The following is a 16,162-nucleotide window of genomic DNA, read 5'->3' as shown; positions in this document are numbered from 1 at the left end:
GAGGGAGTAAAACGTTTGTTAAACACCGAGTGTTGAAAGTTAGCGAAAGAAGCCCTCGCTTTTTATGACACGTGAAAAATGTGGTTTATAAGTTTTACATCACACTAACTTGTCTTACAAATGATTATCCTTATAGAATGCATGGTTTTACTTGTGCAGATTTGGATTTGCTTTGCTGCGGGGGTTGCATGATAGAAATTGTCATCGATGGAAAATATAGAATTGTAGAAGAGGGTCTAACCCTTTTAGAAGCAGCAAAAGTGTGTGGGGTCGAGATCCCATCGCTGTGCGGAATGAACAAAAGTAATGAAAAAGTACCGTGTGACTTGTGTGTAGTTGAAGTCGAAAGTGGCGGTACTAAGCGTGCGTGTGAACTCGAAGTTTACCGCGGCCTTAATGTGGTCACGCAATCAGAACAATTAAGCGAGCACCGCAGCAAAGCACTTAACCGCATCATGACGGACCATTACGCCGATTGTGAAGCGCCATGTAAAACCGCGTGTCCTGCGGGCGTGGATATCCAATCGTACCTTTATCACATCGCACAGAACGATCATCAAAAAGCGATTGAAGTGATTAAGCGTACGCTTCCTATGCCGTTATCGATTGGCCGTGTGTGCCCGGCATTTTGTGAGAGTGAATGTCGCCGCTCGTTAGTCGATGAGCCTATCGCTATTCGTCAGCTAAAACGTCATGCCGCGGATGCGGATTTGTCTGCGCATGAAGCCTATGTACCAGAAAAGAAACCAAGCAAAGGTTTGAACATTGCCGTCGTCGGCAGTGGTCCTGGTGGTCTGACGGCTGGCTACTATCTATCGAACGAAGGCTACGATGTTACGGTCTTTGAATCCATGCCAAAAGCGGGTGGTTGGTTGCGTTATGGCATTCCTGAATACCGTTTGCCAAAAGACATTCTCGATAAAGAAATCGAACTGATGTGCCGCAATGGCATGCAAGTTCACACCAATCAAAAGCTGGGTGTGGATTTCACGCTTTCTCAATTGAGCGAAGAATACGATGCAGTGTGTTTGGCTGTCGGTGCGTCTCAAGCGGTTGAAATGCATTACACAGGCAGCGACCTTGAAGGTTGTTACCTGGGCGTTGATTACCTGAAAGATTACGTTACTGAGCAAAACTACGTCACGGGTCAGAAAGTCGCGGTGATCGGTGGTGGTAACACGGCAATTGACTGTGCTCGTACTGCGCGTCGTGCTGGTGCAGACACCACGTTGATTTACCGTCGTACCCGTGACGAAATGCCGGCAGAAGACTACGAGATTGTCGAAGCGGAACACGAAGGGGTGAAATTCCACTTCTTGACCAACCCTGCAGAAAACCTTGCCGATGAAACCGGACGCGTGAATGCGATTCGTCTAGAGCGCATGGCGTTGGGTGAGCCGGATGCATCTGGTCGTCGAAGCCCTAAACCAACCGGCGAGTTCTTTACCGAAGAGTTCGACACCGTGATTGCGGCAGTATCGCAAAAGCCAGATCTGAGCTTCCTCGAAGGTGAAGATTTGTCGATTCCACTTACGCGCTGGAACACCTCTGATGCAGATGAAAAGACCATGCACACAGGCACAGGCAACATCTTCAGTATTGGTGATTTCCGCCGTGGTCCTGCAACGGCAGTTGAAGCCGTGGGTGATGGCCGCGTTGCGGCAAAAGCCATTGATCTGTTTTTGAATGGCGATATGGCAGACATGCCAAAGGCGGCGTTTAACTCGCGTAAAGAGAAGAAGCTCTCTCAAGTCGACCCGCTTCACTTCGAGAACATCCAGAAAGTCGCTCGCTCTATCATGCCAGAATTGACTCCAGCACAACGCGAGCAAAGCTTCGCTGAAGTGGAGTTGGGTTTTGATAACGAAGAAGCAATGAAAGAAGCAGCGCGCTGTCTAGAATGTGGCTGTCAGGCAAATACCGATTGTGCGCTGCGTGATTACTCCACCGAATATGAGGCTGAGCAAAGCTTTGACTTCTCCTTGCAGATTAAATCGCATCAAGATTGGTTAGATCTTCGTGCGAAAGACTTGCGTCATAAGTACGAAGTTGACCGCAGCTCTGAGTTTATTGAGTTTGATGCCAACCGCTGTATTAGTTGTGGTCAGTGCATCCAAGCGTGCCGCGACAAAGCCGTACACGGTGTACTGAACTTTGTGTGCGATAAACAAGGTCGTCCAGCATTACGTCCTGATGATCGTCCACACTTTGGAAGTAACAAGAATGGCTTAACCCTAATGGGCGATTCGAACTGCGTGCAATGTGGCGCGTGCGTTCAAGTGTGTCCAACGGGCGCAATGGTCGATAGTCGTGACCGTTCGCAAGGTCGTACTGAAGATCTGAAAGCGGTCGACACCATTTGTACATACTGTGGTGTGGGTTGTAAGTTGACCATGTTCGTGGACGAAGCAACCAATACGATTCGTTACGTGAAAGGCGGTGACTCGCCAGTGAACCAAGGCATGCTGTGTGTGAAAGGGCGCTTTGGTTTTGATTTCATAGGCAGTGAAGAGCGTCTTACCACGCCTTTGATCCGCAAAGACGGTTGGTTGCAGCCTGCAAGCTGGGAAGAGGCGATTCAACTGATTGCGAGCAAGTTCTCTGGCATCAAGCAAGATTTTGGCAGCAACGCATTAGCGGGTTTCTCTTCAGCGAAAACCACCAACGAAGACAACTACGCGTTCCAAAAATTTGTCCGTCGTGAACTGGGCACCAATAACGTCGACCACTGTGCGCGTTTGTGTCACGCATCGAGTGTAACCGGACTTGAAGCGTCACTGGGTAGTGGTGCAATGACCAATGACATCCCAAGTATTAAGCACTCGGATGTGATCTTCATTATTGGTTCGGATACCACATCGGCGCACCCGATTATCGCTTCACATATCAAACAAGCAATTCGTCACCACGGTGCTCGTTTGATTGTGGCTGACCCGAAACGTGTTGATATGGCAGAGCATGCTGAGCTGTATATGGCGCACCGTCCGGGTACAGATGTGATGCTCCTAAATGGCGTCATGCAGCAGATCATCAAGAACGGTTGGTACGATCAAGAGTACATCGAAGAACGTGTCGACGGCTTTGATACCTTACTGCAAGAAGTGATGTCGCCAGCTTACAACCTCGATAAAGTGGAGTTGATTACGGGCGTAAAAGCCGAAGACATTCAAGCAATGGCGCGCATGGTCGGCACCGCGGATCGTACGGCTGTTTACTACTCGATGGGTATTACTCAGCACACGACAGGTCATGACAACGTCCGTTCTATCGCTAACCTGCAATTGCTGTGTGGCAACATCGGTATTGAAGGTGGTGGTATCAACCCGCTACGTGGTCAATCTAACGTGCAAGGCGCGTGTGATATGGGCGCTTTGCCAAACAGCTTCCCGGGCTATCAAAAGGTATACAACCCAATTGTGCGTCAGAAGTTTGCGATTGAATGGAACGCACCAAATCTGCCTTCTGAGCAAGGTCTAACCCTGACAGAAATCATTGATGCGGCTTGCCATCGTGACGTTCGTGGTATGTACATCATGGGTGAGAACCCAGTGTTGAGTGACCCTAACCAAGCGCATGTGATTGAAGGTTTAGAAGCGCTCGATTTCTTAGTGGTTCAAGACATCTTCCTAACGGAAACCGCTCAATACGCGGATGTGGTTCTACCTTCTTGCTCGTTTGCAGAGAAAGCAGGGCACTTCACCAATACGGAACGTCGTGTTCAGCGTGTGAGTCCGGTTGTCACGGCGCCGGGTGAAGCGAAAGAAGATTGGTGGATTATTCAAGAAATCGCCAATGCTATGGGCAGTGATTGGGATTACCACTGCGTGTCTGATATCACCAATGAAATCACACGAGTGACACCTCAATACGCGGGTCTTCGTTGGGATGCCATTACGCCAAACGGTGTACAATGGCCGAGCAACAAGAACAACCCTGCGGGTACTCGCATCATGCACCAAACCCAGTTTACTCGTGGTAAAGGGCAAATGGTGGGTGTACCGTTCCGTTATGCGGCTGAGCTGCCAGACGAAGAGTACCCACTTGTGTTAACGACGGGTCGCGTACTTGAGCAGTTCCATACTGGAACCATGACGCGCAAAACCAAAGGGTTGGATAACCTTGCTGGCCCACGTGCGATGGTGAGTGTGGAAGACGCAGAAGCGCTAGGCATCAGTAATGGTCAACGTCTGACGGTGTCTACACGTCGCGGCAGCATTGAGATTGATGCCTTTGTGACTAAGCGTATTCAAAAAGGAGTGGTGTTCATTCCATTCCACTTTGTTGAATCGCCAGTCAACCGCCTAACGACAACGGCTACTGATCCGCATGCGAAGATCCCTGAGTTCAAGGTCGCTGCGGTTAAAGTGGAAGTGAGCGAAAAGACAACGCAGACAGAGTCTCTCGAAGATAGTTACCAACACGTTTAAACTCGGTGAGTCACGTTGTTGTCACTGACAATTTGAGCCTAGTTGATGGGCAGATAATCTAATCTTGATTTCCGCTCTCACTACATTCACTCGGATTGTCTTTTTCTTCAAACTCCTTTTACTTTTCTGTTATCACCGCGCTCCGGTTAGTTTTCCCTTCTTACTTCTTACTGTCTCTATGGCGTATTTTTGTTCAAGCCCATGATGAGAGTGCAATAAAGTTTGTTGTTGAGCTTGTCATAGAATTGACTGTCTCTGACTGTCCTCTGTTATTTGGGCAAGTTCTATAACCTAAACTTTGCTCGCTTCCTATACTGAATTAACGAAGCAAGATTTTTATAACAACAAGAGGAAGCTTGTATGACAAGAACAACCTCATTTGCACTCGTTTTATTACTTATGTGCGCGTACTTTGGTTACAACCGTTATTATGTATACCCCCAGCAGTTGGAAACACAGGCGAAGTCGATGCTAATACAAATGGCAAATCGCGAAGAGTGGGTAGATGTGTTTGAGATGATGAATCGCGTAGACGCGCATAAGGGCCATTTGGAACTTGTTGCTGACGTGACATCCTCTGATGGTCAGCGAGCGTACAGTGAAGGTATTATCACGTACACGGATCGCGAAGGCGTTGTCTGTAAACAGGTAGTGTTCAACTTTAAAATAAACTCTTTGAAAAACTACAATATTTCCGATTTACGAGATTGTTCCTACGGTGAGTACTATTAATATTGTCTGAGAGTTGAGCTCGATAGCACAGTGTATGAATACACAAACAAAAAATAGCCCTTCGTTGGGGCTATTTTTGTTTTTAAGGAATGAACGCAATATCGTGGGATTAGTCGAGTGATTTTTTGAAGCGAAATGAAGCGACAATAAGGCCGATAACGGTGAATCCAAGTAACCAAACTGTATCTCGCCATAGCTCTATTAGGTCTGCACCACGCAGCACCACACCACGAATAATTCGCATAAAGTGGGTGGCAGGCAGCGCTTCGGATATCCATTGTGCCGCGATGGGCATTCCTTCATAAGGGAACATAAATCCGGACAGAAGAATCGATGGCAAAAGAATAAACACCGTCATCTGCATTGCTTGAAGCTGCGTCGTCGCAATGGTGGATATCACCAAACCTAAGGTTAAACTCGCGGCGATAAACAGCAGCGTACCAAACAGTATCTGACTAATGGCGCCGTTTATCGGCACGCCAAATATCCAGTGTCCCAAGCCTAAAATGATAAACACCTGAATCAGACCAACAAAGATGTATGGAATGATCTTCGCTACCATGAGTTCGATGGAGTGGATTGGCGTAGTAATCAGTAACTCTAAATTACCGCGTTCCCGTTCTCGAACAATGGCTGCACTGGTGAACAAGATCATCGTCATGGTCAGAATCACGCCCAATAAACCGGGGACAATGTTCACCGCCGAGCGCCTACTCGGGTTGTAATACAGCGCCACTTCAAAGGTTTTGGTTGGGGCAGGGCGTATCTCAAAATCAAAATCCGTTAACGGCATGGTTTGCAGTGAGAGAATCGCAGAACTGATCATGGTGTCTGAACCATCTACAATCCACTGGCCAAGCTCTCTGCCTTGTACCATACGTTGGGTTAAGTCGCTAGGCAGAATTAAAGCCGCTCGCACCAAACCGTCTTGAATGGCTTGCTCGGCTTCTGAAGCGGTAGCAAAGGTTTCGACCACATCGACCACTTGTGTGACTTTGACGGACTCGGTGATCACACGCCCGGCAGTGCTGCCACTTTGATCGACGACGCCAACGGGAATGTTGCGAATATCGGTATTAATGGCAAAGCCGAACAGCAGAAGCTGAATTAGCGGGATCATCACGACCATGCCAAAGGTAATGCGGTCACGTGAAAGCTGACGGATCTCTTTGATCATCACCGCTTTCATGCGGGCAATAGATTTCATCATTGGCGACCTTCTCCCGTCACGCTGACAAACACATCTTCCAAGCTCGGGCGAGCAATGTTCATCTCGCAGCCATCAAGCTCAGGAAAGGTTTGGGTTAACCATTCGATCGGTTGTTCGATGTGCTCGTGGATCAAAATGCGTAAGCGAATGCCGAGCTGTGCGGCAGAACGGACTTCTTCGCGCTGAATGACTTTCTCTTTTAGCTCGCGTAAGTTATCCGCTTTGACTTCGACGATGTTAACGCCCATTTGCGCCATGAGTTCTTCTGGCTCACCATCGGCGCGGATTTCCCCGGCTTCCATAATCGCCAGACGATGACAGCGTTCTGCTTCATCCATGTAGTGCGTAGTGACCAAAATCGTCGTACCTTGGTCAGAGAGATCAAACAATTGCTCCCAGAAATCGCGTCGGTTCTCTGGGTCAACCGCAGACGTGGGTTCATCGAGAAACAACAGTTCTGGTTTATGCATGGTGGCTGCGGCGAGAGACAAGCGTTGTTTCTGCCCGCCACTCATTCCGCCGACGCGCTGTTTGCGTAGTTGGTCGAGACCGTAGGTGGCTAGTTGTTCTTCGATGCGAGCTTTTAGGGCCTTGGTTTCCATACCAAAGATTTGTCCAATAAACTCAAGATTCTCTTGAACCGTCAGGTCATCATAAAGGGAGAACTTTTGCGTCATGTAGCCAATCTTGAGGCGCAGAAGCTCAGATTGTTTTGGGATCTCTAGCCCGAGTACATCAACATTGCCCTCACTTGGGCTAAGCAATCCCGTCAATACTCGAATGGTTGTCGATTTACCGCAGCCGTTAGGGCCAAGAAAACCATAAATACTGCCTTTAGGCACATTAAGCGTGATGTTGTTGATGGCGGTGAAGTCACCAAACTTCTTCACTACATTTTCAGCTTGAATCGCGAATTCGGTCATTGGCTTACTCCACCAAATCCACTTGCGCTGGTATACCTGAAGGCAAGGATTTTGCTGAGTCTTGAAGGTCGACTTCTGCTAGGTACATCAAACGAGAGCGTTCTTCCTCGGTAAGCGCGAAATAAGGTGTGAATGAAGGCTCAGTCGCTACCCAACGAACGGTGCCGCTATATGGTTGCTCAACGCCATCTACATGCACGTTAACCGTTTTACCCGGCACAAAGTTGACTCGATAATTGGCAGGAACATAAACACGGGCGTATGGGACGTGGCTCGCTTGAATTACGGCAACAATGCCATTCACAGGAACGCGTTCACCAAGGTTAAACGGTAGGTTATCTAACAAGCCATCTCGCGTGGCCGTGATGGTGAGTTCTGCCAGCTTTTGTTCTTGCAGTGCTACATCGGCTTTTGCAGCCATGAGTGCGGCTTTCGCTTGTTCAATATCTTCAGGACGAGAGCCAGCGGTCAGTTTGCTGAACTCTTCTTGTGAGGAGTCTAGCTCTGCACGGGCAGAATCTCTGGCTGCTAAAGCGGTGTCTTTTTCTGATTGACTGATGAGTTTCTTGCGAACTAACTCCGCTTTACGTTGGTAGTTCTTTTGCGCTTCAACCAATTGAGCTTCCGCTCTGGCAACGCGTGCTTGCGCTGCTGCAATGTCTTCTGGTCGCTCACCATTGGTCAATTTTAAAAGATAAGCGTCAGCCTTGGCTTGTTCAGCTACGGCGTGAGCTAAAACGGCTTCTTGGTTCTTTGTATCGAGCTGAACCAGCACTTCTCCTTCGGTGACTTGGCTGCCTTCCTTAATGGGTAGGGCACGAATTATCTCGCTAGAGGTGGCAGTAAAGGTTACGCGGTCACGTTCTAATGTGCCAAGGGCTTGCTGTCCGTCATCTTTGGAACAGGCAGTTAAAAGAGTCAGGACTAGGGTGCCAAGAATGATTCGCTTCATCATGCGACGCTTCCTCTAAGAAGGTGAGCTCGAACTCGTATCAAGCTATAGAAGAGTGTGGGACTGCATTCAGTGTAACGTGAGTCAGTTTTATCCGGCTAGGAAGTTAATTCCTTCAATATTCATCAATTGATTAATTATTGAAACTGGCTTTATCCTGCTGAAGCCGTGCTTTACTTGGCTCTTTTAGTTGATTACGTGAATATCATTTAAACAAAAATCTTGCCTTTCATGTAGAGCACGCCGTCGCCAGATACTCTTACTTGTTCGTCAGTAACTTCACAGTGCAAAATACCTCCGCGCTGAGAAGCTTGGTAAGCGACCAGTGATGTTTTGCCTAACGCTTCTGCCCAGAACGGTGCTAATCCAGCGTGAATCGAGCCAGTTACGGGGTCTTCGTCACCACCATTTGCAGGCCAAAAGTAACGAGATACAAAGTCTTGTTGATCGCCTTTCGCGGTAACGACCACATCGTAAGGAGCGAGTGTCTTGAGGTGCTCTGAACGGTATTGAACCTCAAGTACCTCCTGTTGGCTGTCGACCACCACGAAATACGCTTGAGGGCTAAGCAGTACGCGTTCCACATCGCAACTTAGGCCTTCAATCAATGCCGAGGGAATATCAGAAACGGCTTTTGGAAGACGAGCAGGGAACGTCATCTCGATCTTACCTTGCGCATTCTTCTCTACGGTGAGGGTTCCTACTTCCAGAGTATGAAATTCAATCGTGCCATTAATGCCAAGCTCATCAAACAGCACTAACGACGAGGCCAGTGTGGCGTGTCCACAAAAGTCGATTTCAGTTATAGGAGAGAACCAACGAATCTCATATCGGTTTGCGCCAATGGATTTTAGAAAAGCCGTTTCCGACAAGTTGTTTTCTGTCGCGATATTTTGCATCAATTCTGGGGCTAGCCATTCCTCTAACGGTACCACCGCTGCTGAGTTGCCTTTGAATTGCGTATCGGTGAAGGCGTCCACCACGTAGATATCCAATTCCATTTTCCTTCCTTATTCCGTGAGCGATTAATTAGCATAAACCAAGTGCAATTAAGAGAGTAAGAAATTTGTGTTAGAATCTTAAAGTGTCAAAATTATAGATTATTTTGTGTTTTTTGATACTTACTGACAAGGATTCGGACTGCTGGGTACTTACACTAGTGTTGAATTCATTGAAAGGAAGAAAAACATGAAAGCGATCTACAAATCAGTTTTGGCATTGAGTGTTTTTGCGGTCGGTTCTACCCATGCATTTGAACTCGTGAGTAGAGATATTCAAGAAGGCCACCCGATGGCGAAGACATTTGAATACTCTGGTTGGGGATGTGATGGCGGGAATCAATCACCACAATTGATGTGGAAAGAAGCTCCAAAGGGCACAAAAAGTTTTGCGATCACCGTGTATGACCCCGACGCGCCAACAGGCAGTGGTTTTTGGCATTGGATAGCGTTTAATATTCCATCCACCGTTAGCGAGCTGCCTCGAGGCATTGATATGAACAAGTTAGGCGGCAAAGAATCTCGTATTGACTACGGCACAACGGGGTTCGGCGGCGCGTGTCCTCCAAAGAATGATGGGATGCATCGTTACCAGTTTACGGTGTGGGCATTGCCAACTGAAGAACTGAATTTGGATGAAAACACGCCACCAGCCATTGTAGGGTTTACTTTGAATAGTGTTGCTTTGGGTAAAGCGACATTAACCACGACTTACACGCGATAATTGAATATAAGGGGAGAGAATGGGTCACCAATATCAGGTTACGCTGTTTCGTGCGGAGCAGCAGCAGAAGCTTCGTAATGTCAGGATTCACTCCCCAAGCCTTATTCAGATTGTTAAGGGGAATAAACATCTTTTCTGGAATGATGAAGTACTCGACATCCATCATCCAAATATCATGCTTTGTGAAGCAAATGCATCCCTAAATTTTGAAAACCTTCCTCTACAAGGGCGATTTCTTTCTCGAATGTTCAGTTTTCACTGTGTGCCTAGCGATGAAATGTTGGAGCTAAGCATGAGCAACGCATTAGGAAACTATGTACCCGTTGTTGAGACAGATAAAGCATTGAAAGCGACGTTAAATGCTTTGTTTTCGTTTGAGCGGGAAAGCTTAAGTGAAGCGACACAACGCTATTGGATTATGGGCCTATATCAGCAGCTAGCTGAGAGAGGGTTATTGCATCGGTTGTTCTCGAGTTCACATATCTCTTTTAGTCAGAAACTTAGTCGTTACTTATCGCGCTCTCCAGGGGATGAGCATCCATTAGACATGGTCGCGGGGCACTTTGCTATGAGCCGAGCAACATTGATACGCAAACTGAAACAAGAAGGTACCCAGTATCGTGAAGTATTGGCAGAAGTGCGCTTAAATCACGCACTTTACTTGATGCAAAATGGCTCGTATAACGTTGCTATGCTCGCACAGTTGTGTGGTTATCAGTCAGAGGGGCGTTTTAGCCAACGCTTTAAAAGTAAGTTCGGCCTAACGCCCAGCGAGTATATTAAAACGGTAGTGAGTTAATGTTTTACCGCTTTTGTATTTTTTGTGCTTTTTAGGTTAGCCATAATATTTGGCTTTCATTCGCAATGCTACATTCACCAAAGCAATCAACACAGGCACTTCGATCAGCGGGCCAATGACACCAGCAAAAGCTTGGTCTGAGTTTAGTCCAAACACCGCGATAGAAACCGCAATAGCCAATTCAAAGTTGTTGCCTGTTGCTGTGAAGGCAATCGACGCATTTTTGTCGTAGTCGATGCCCATTTTCTTACCAACGAAGAAGCTGACAAAGAACATCAACACAAAGTAGATAGCCAGTGGAATTGCTACACGGAATACATCCATTGGCAGTTCAAGAATCATCTCACCTTTTAAGCTGAACATCAGTACGATGGTCGCAAGTAGGGCGATAAGGGTAATTGGTGAAATGCGTGGGATGAACACGTCGTTGTACCATTGCTCACCTTTCGCAGCGACCAGCCATTTACGGCTTAGGAAGCCCGCTAGGAATGGGATACCAAGGTAAATCAGAACGCTTTCCGCGATGTCCATCATCGAGATATCAACCACGAAACCTTCGTAACCAAAGACTGGTGGCAACACAGTGATGAATAACCATGCCATCACACTGTAAGTCACGATTTGGAAAGCGCTGTTTAGTGCAACTAGGGCTGCACCGTATTCTTTGTTACCGCCACCGATATCGTTCCATACCAATACCATGGCAATACAACGAGCAAGACCAATCAGAATGATACCAACCATGTAACCCGGATGATCACCTAGGAAAGTCAATGCAAGGATGAACATCAAAATAGGGCCGACAATCCAGTTCATGACCAAAGACAGCGTGATCGCTTTTTTATCTTTCGTCACTGTGCCTAGCAAGTTGTAGTTCACCTTTGCGAGTGGCGGGTACATCATCAAAATCAAACCAATCGCTAGCGGTACGTTTGTGCTACCAACTGACATTGACTCGTTCCACTCAGCAACTTGAGGGAATGCTGCGCCAATACCTACACCGATTGCCATTGCCACAAAAATCCACACCGTTAGGTAACGGTCCAAGAAGCTCATTTTGTCGCTGGCACTATTTAAAACTTGAGTAGTCATAGTGTTCTCTTATTCGTTTATCGTCGAAAGGCGATAGTTAAAGGTATAGTTTATCTCTGCACGCCTGAACAGCGTGCAAAGGGCATTAATCAAATAACTTGGAAAATCCTAGATTGAACTGATCAAACGCGTCGCGTTGAATGCGGTAACACACCTTAGGTGGGTTTGGCTCGGCGCTGATAAAGCCTGCTTGCTTTAGAATACGCAAGTGCTCGGAAACAGTAGATTGCGCAAGACCCAGTTCAGAAACCAAATCACTGTTCAAACAACCGCCCATGGTATCGAGCGTGTGCAGGATATGCAGAATGCGCAAACGTGCTGGATGCGACAAAGCTTTTGCTTGCGCTGCTAGAGTTTGTTCTTTCTCGAGCTGTTGTTGCGTTGTCTGAAAAACGACTTCGCACGTGTCCTTGCACTTATCACTCATTCGCTGGCCTTAATAGTTAATCGTCGAATTGCGATAAATTGTACGCCTGCTCTGTGGAAGATGCAACAAATCGATGAAAAAATTAATCGTAAAATAACGATGAATAAAAAATTGAAAAAATATATGTTTTAAAAACAGTGATATAATAAAAAATTAAGTAGGTTACTAAAAGTTAACTAATTGCACTATATTTCTAGGTTACCATAATAAACCACACCCGACGCACAATGGTTACTGCGTCATCTTGTGAACTTATTTAAAGGTAATCCCATGAGCAACGTACTGATCATCAATGCACACGAACCATCACCATATTCAGAAGGTCGTCTAAATGCTTCTCTTGTCGACAAAGCACAGACGCTTCTGCAAGCAAAAGGCCATGAGGTTCGCGTTGTGACAATGCAAGATGAGATCAACGTAGATGAGCAACTCGCACACTTTGAGTGGGCTGATCGCGTGATCATCCAAAGCCCAATCAACTGGATGTCTGTGCCTTGGTCATTCAAAAAATACATGGACGACGTGTTTACTGCGGGTATGGGCGGCGCACTGTGTGCATTCGATGGCCGTAGCGCAGAAGAACCAAAGAAAAACTATGGTACAGGCGGCACTCAAACCAACAGCAAATACATGCTGTCACTGACATTCAACGCGCCAGAAGAATCGTTTGATGATGAGAACGAATACCTATTCCAAGGTAAAGGCGTGGACGATTTGATGTTCCACATGCACGCTAACTTCCGCTTCTTTGGTATGTCAGCACTGCCTACATTTGCTTGTTACGACGTGATGAAGAACGCAGATATCGAAAACGATTTTGTTCGTTTCGAAGCGCACATTAACGAAAACTTCTAATCCTTTTAGAAAGATAGTGCGAACTGAATGATGAATTGAGATGGACTGCTACATGCGGTCCATTTTTATTTGTTTGCGGCGAGGTGACGTTTTTATTACTCTAAAGCACTAAATGTATCTAGCTTACTTTTCGTTACCTAGATTAGGTGCGTATCTTGAGGTGTATTGTGGAAAGCAGAATCAGTGTAGATAGCAAAGGTCGTAAGTCAGTGGCGAACGTATGTGCGGAGCCATGTGCTATCGAGAAAGGGATGCGTCTAATTGGTGGTAAATGGAAAGGTTCTCTGATTTATCATTTGAAAGACGGCCCAGTTCGTTTCAATGACTTAGCACGCATGCTAGGCGGTGCAAGTAAAAAGATGATCGACCAACGTCTTAAAGAGCTAGAAGCGGAAGGTATGGTGGTGCGTAAAGTGATCAGCGACCGCCCAATTGCAGTCAGCTATGAACTAACAGAGTTCGGCCGTACCGCACTTAAGATTCTTGATGATTTGCGAATTTGGTCTGAAAAGCATCAAATTGAGCTTCGTTAAGACCAAAGTAGTTAATCGCAAACGTCACTCTCTTTTGAAAGCTGATTAACAATACATCGCCGTTTATACCCAAGTAACTTAGATGTGCTTCATTAAAATCGTAATTTGTTTCGTAAAACAACGTACTCTTTCGAGTCAGGCATATCGAAGCTACTTGAGCATAATCGTACTTTTTAAGTTTTTGATTTTTAGTTATTATTTTATCATACTTAATAAGTTGTAGAATAAATCATTCACTTCAGTTGAATTTAAAAAAGCACTATTTAATTCCAGTTTCTTTTCAAAATCGGAATATTTATCGAATTCCTCTTTCTCAACTAAACCTATTGGTGAGTTGTCGTTAACGTGGCTTTCATATTTTTTGATGGTATATAATTTAGACTTTTCGTCAAAATATTGAATTATCTTAATGTTAACGTCAGGTCTCTCCGTATTATACGTGATCGTAATTTTTTCATAATCTTTATTAATCGGAGTCGTAAGTCCTGTAGGGTAGATGATTTTAAACCCATTAATGTCATTCTTCTTCGTGCTTTTATAATGTTTTGAGTATGAAAAGTTTTCAATTGCACTTTTAGTGACGATAATTGACTCACCTTTCTTTAAACCGTATTCGGTACATTCATAATCGTCAACAACCGTAGAATTTCTTTTCTTTTCAATTAGGTAGGACATGCTTGCAGATGTCCCTCCGTGTTCCAGTTTTTGTTGGTTTACAGAACAATAGAAATGACCTTTGTCCACCGTCATTGCGTTGATTTGTTCCGGATTTGAAATGGTGGGATGTATATCTTTTGCTGGATCGTTGTCGCTTCCTCCTGAACCGCATCCAACTAATCCGATACAAACGGCCATATAAAGCAAAGAGATTTTATTCATACTGTATTTCTCAATTAAGATGTGTGATTGCAAATAACGATTAATTATATTTATATAAAGTGAAAATTTTTTATTTTTAATTGAACGGTGTTTTATTGATAATTTAATCGTTTGCTTTTATTTTGTCTCTTACGGTATCTATGTTTTCATTTATGGTATGAATTATTAGAATTGCACAATTGTGAGTTGCAATAGGATAATAATCGCTAGCCAACTACTTGTGTAGGTACCGTTATGATTTATATATCCGTTAAGTCTAAGTTTTTAGTCTTAATTTCATGTATTTATCGTGAAAGTGACTTAGAAGTAAATACTTAACGTCGTTTGAGGGGAGCCTGGACTTCACTGATCTTGTTTTTCATCAAGGCGTTGTATAATGAACAAGGACTCTATTTCCAACTTGTTGATACATATCAGATCTCACGGATCTGATATGCATTCCAAGTTATTCTCACTAAGGCAAGAATCCTAACTTATTTAAGGATAGAAAGTTTACTTGGGTGTAGAAGATGTTAGTAATCCAACGTGCCACGGATAGGGTAGTTATTGTTTGGATCGCGAATCCATGCCAATCCGCGTGATAGCGCGCCAAGCTCAGGGCGAACAAACGGGTTGTTTGAAATATCCACCACGTGTAAGTCGCCGTGTTCATTCACCACAAACAGACCTGGTTCTGCGAAATTATGATCGGTTTCCTGTTCAGATCGAGGAATAGATACATACAAGCCTAGCGTTTTCATTTGTTCTTCGGTCAGGCCGTAAGCGATAGGGAAGCTGATTTCGAGTTTCTCTAGATGCCCCTCTAGCTGTGCTTTTGAATCGCCAGAAACGGCAAGAATATCGACGCCAGCATCAGCGAAAGCCTGTTTGTAACTCTCAAGCTCGTTGAGGTACTTAGTACAAAGAGGGCAGTGTTTACCACGATAAACGAATACTGCTTGCCAAGTCGCATCACCTTGCGGCTGACCCAACGTTACGCTTGAACCATCTAGCAAAGTGGCTTGAAGATGAGGGAAGCTGTCGCCCGCTTTAAGTTTCACTGAAGTTGCCATATTGACTCCCGAATTGGTGGTGTATATCCATGAATGCCCCTTTCTCAACAAAGCGATTGGGGGATGAGACTTCAATGTAGACTCTGTTTTGCGGTGTTTCAACTAGTTAACTTTTAGTAACCACAAAAACTGCAATGGAGCTTTAAGGTGTAATTTGACTTAGCTTAGGGTGATAAACTACTAGCTTACCTGTTACCTTCAAAACGAGTTAGGTTTAAAGGTAAACCTTCTCATAAAACAATGAGTTTAGAGCCTTAAGGAATGACGATAAGTTAGCGGTTATCATTGAATTAAATGTTGAAGTTGGAGAGGTGCGGAGGAATAGGCATTTAAATCTATTGATTTAGGTAAAGTGTTACACCTTATCTACGTGGAAGTTATACGATTGAAATTACCTTTAATTTTCGATGGAAAGGACAAAAACTAAGACTTTTAGTGATTTTGATGTTCAAAGCACATGCTTGACATGCATAATCACTAAATTATTAGAGTTTTAGTTCTTTCTGCAAGTTCCTAATATACATTTTTTATGTTTATTATTATATTAACTCTATTTTTT

14 protein-coding genes are annotated in these 16,162 nt (G+C 45.1%); 6 read left to right on the top strand and 8 right to left on the bottom strand.

Features of this window, described 5'->3' with window-relative positions; all coding sequences use genetic code 11:
* The first annotated feature begins 188 nt into the window (after positions 1-188).
* Together fdhF and R7E29_RS19885 are read left to right on the top strand one after the other, a co-directional pair.
* Positions 189-4,427 carry a formate dehydrogenase subunit alpha gene (fdhF, locus tag R7E29_RS19890; protein ID WP_318082956.1) on the top strand — a complete coding sequence of 1,413 codons (4,239 nt, stop codon included), beginning with the start codon at positions 189-191 and terminating at the stop codon, positions 4,425-4,427.
* A 360-nt stretch (positions 4,428-4,787) separates the two neighbouring features.
* The gene (locus tag R7E29_RS19885) at positions 4,788-5,159 is read left to right on the top strand and encodes a hypothetical protein (protein WP_005375433.1); all 372 of its coding nucleotides are present in this window, start codon (positions 4,788-4,790) and stop codon (positions 5,157-5,159) included.
* Positions 5,160-5,268: 109 nt separating this feature from the next.
* Here the strand turns inward: R7E29_RS19885 and R7E29_RS19880 are convergent, their stop codons facing one another.
* The 4 genes from R7E29_RS19880 to R7E29_RS19865 form a co-directional block, all read right to left on the bottom strand.
* Entirely contained in the window at positions 5,269-6,366 is a 1,098-nt protein-coding gene (locus R7E29_RS19880) for an ABC transporter permease (protein WP_053303790.1), read from the bottom strand.
* Positions 6,366-7,292 (bottom strand): ABC transporter ATP-binding protein, encoded by a 927-nt coding sequence (locus R7E29_RS19875; RefSeq protein ID WP_054577092.1) that lies wholly within the window; start codon positions 7,290-7,292, stop codon positions 6,366-6,368. Before R7E29_RS19875 ends, R7E29_RS19880 begins: the two co-directional genes overlap by 1 nt.
* Positions 7,293-7,296: 4 nt before the next feature.
* The gene (locus R7E29_RS19870) at positions 7,297-8,247 is read right to left on the bottom strand and encodes an HlyD family secretion protein (RefSeq protein ID WP_213906717.1); all 951 of its coding nucleotides are present in this window, start codon (positions 8,245-8,247) and stop codon (positions 7,297-7,299) included.
* A gap of 206 nt (positions 8,248-8,453) precedes the next feature.
* Complete coding sequence (locus R7E29_RS19865; protein ID WP_054577093.1) at positions 8,454-9,245, bottom strand: PhzF family phenazine biosynthesis protein; 792 nt, start codon at positions 9,243-9,245, stop codon at positions 8,454-8,456.
* Positions 9,246-9,432: 187 nt separating this feature from the next.
* On the opposite strand from R7E29_RS19865, the gene R7E29_RS19860 reads away from it, so the two are divergent.
* On the top strand, positions 9,433-9,966 hold the full coding sequence (locus R7E29_RS19860; RefSeq protein WP_053350504.1) for a YbhB/YbcL family Raf kinase inhibitor-like protein: 534 nt from the start codon (positions 9,433-9,435) through the stop codon (positions 9,964-9,966).
* 19 nt (positions 9,967-9,985) lie between these two features.
* Entirely contained in the window at positions 9,986-10,765 is a 780-nt protein-coding gene (locus R7E29_RS19855) for an AraC family transcriptional regulator (RefSeq protein ID WP_054577094.1), read from the top strand.
* Positions 10,766-10,801: 36 nt separating this feature from the next.
* Here R7E29_RS19855 and arsB read toward each other — a convergent pair whose 3' ends face one another.
* Together arsB and R7E29_RS19845 are read right to left on the bottom strand one after the other, a co-directional pair.
* Positions 10,802-11,857: an ACR3 family arsenite efflux transporter gene (gene arsB / locus R7E29_RS19850; protein WP_005385145.1), complete on the bottom strand. Its 1,056-nt coding sequence runs from the start codon at positions 11,855-11,857 to the stop codon at positions 10,802-10,804.
* Positions 11,858-11,942: 85 nt separating this feature from the next.
* Positions 11,943-12,284, bottom strand: a complete 342-nt coding sequence (locus R7E29_RS19845) for an ArsR/SmtB family transcription factor (protein WP_005375451.1) — start codon at positions 12,282-12,284, stop codon at positions 11,943-11,945.
* 270 nt (positions 12,285-12,554) lie between these two features.
* On the opposite strand from R7E29_RS19845, the gene R7E29_RS19840 reads away from it, so the two are divergent.
* Positions 12,555-13,139, top strand: a complete 585-nt coding sequence (locus R7E29_RS19840) for an NAD(P)H-dependent oxidoreductase (RefSeq protein WP_005375454.1) — start codon at positions 12,555-12,557, stop codon at positions 13,137-13,139.
* 167 nt (positions 13,140-13,306) lie between these two features.
* The gene (locus tag R7E29_RS19835; protein ID WP_005375456.1) at positions 13,307-13,672 is read left to right on the top strand and encodes a winged helix-turn-helix transcriptional regulator; all 366 of its coding nucleotides are present in this window, start codon (positions 13,307-13,309) and stop codon (positions 13,670-13,672) included.
* Between the two features lie 195 nt (positions 13,673-13,867).
* On the opposite strand, the gene R7E29_RS19830 is transcribed toward R7E29_RS19835, so the two are convergent.
* On the bottom strand, positions 13,868-14,551 hold the full coding sequence (locus R7E29_RS19830) for a hypothetical protein (RefSeq protein WP_054577095.1): 684 nt from the start codon (positions 14,549-14,551) through the stop codon (positions 13,868-13,870).
* A 512-nt stretch (positions 14,552-15,063) separates the two neighbouring features.
* A complete protein-coding gene (locus tag R7E29_RS19825) occupies positions 15,064-15,603 on the bottom strand; it encodes a redoxin domain-containing protein (protein WP_005385152.1) in 540 nt (179 codons plus the stop codon).
* Between the last annotated feature and the right edge of the window lie 559 nt (positions 15,604-16,162).

It is taken from the genome of Vibrio sp. Vb1729 (assembly GCF_033338655.1).
Classification (GTDB): Bacteria; Pseudomonadota; Gammaproteobacteria; order Enterobacterales; family Vibrionaceae; genus Vibrio; species Vibrio alginolyticus.
Note: the sequence above shows the minus strand (reverse complement) of the source record. Positions and strands in the feature narration are given on the sequence as shown.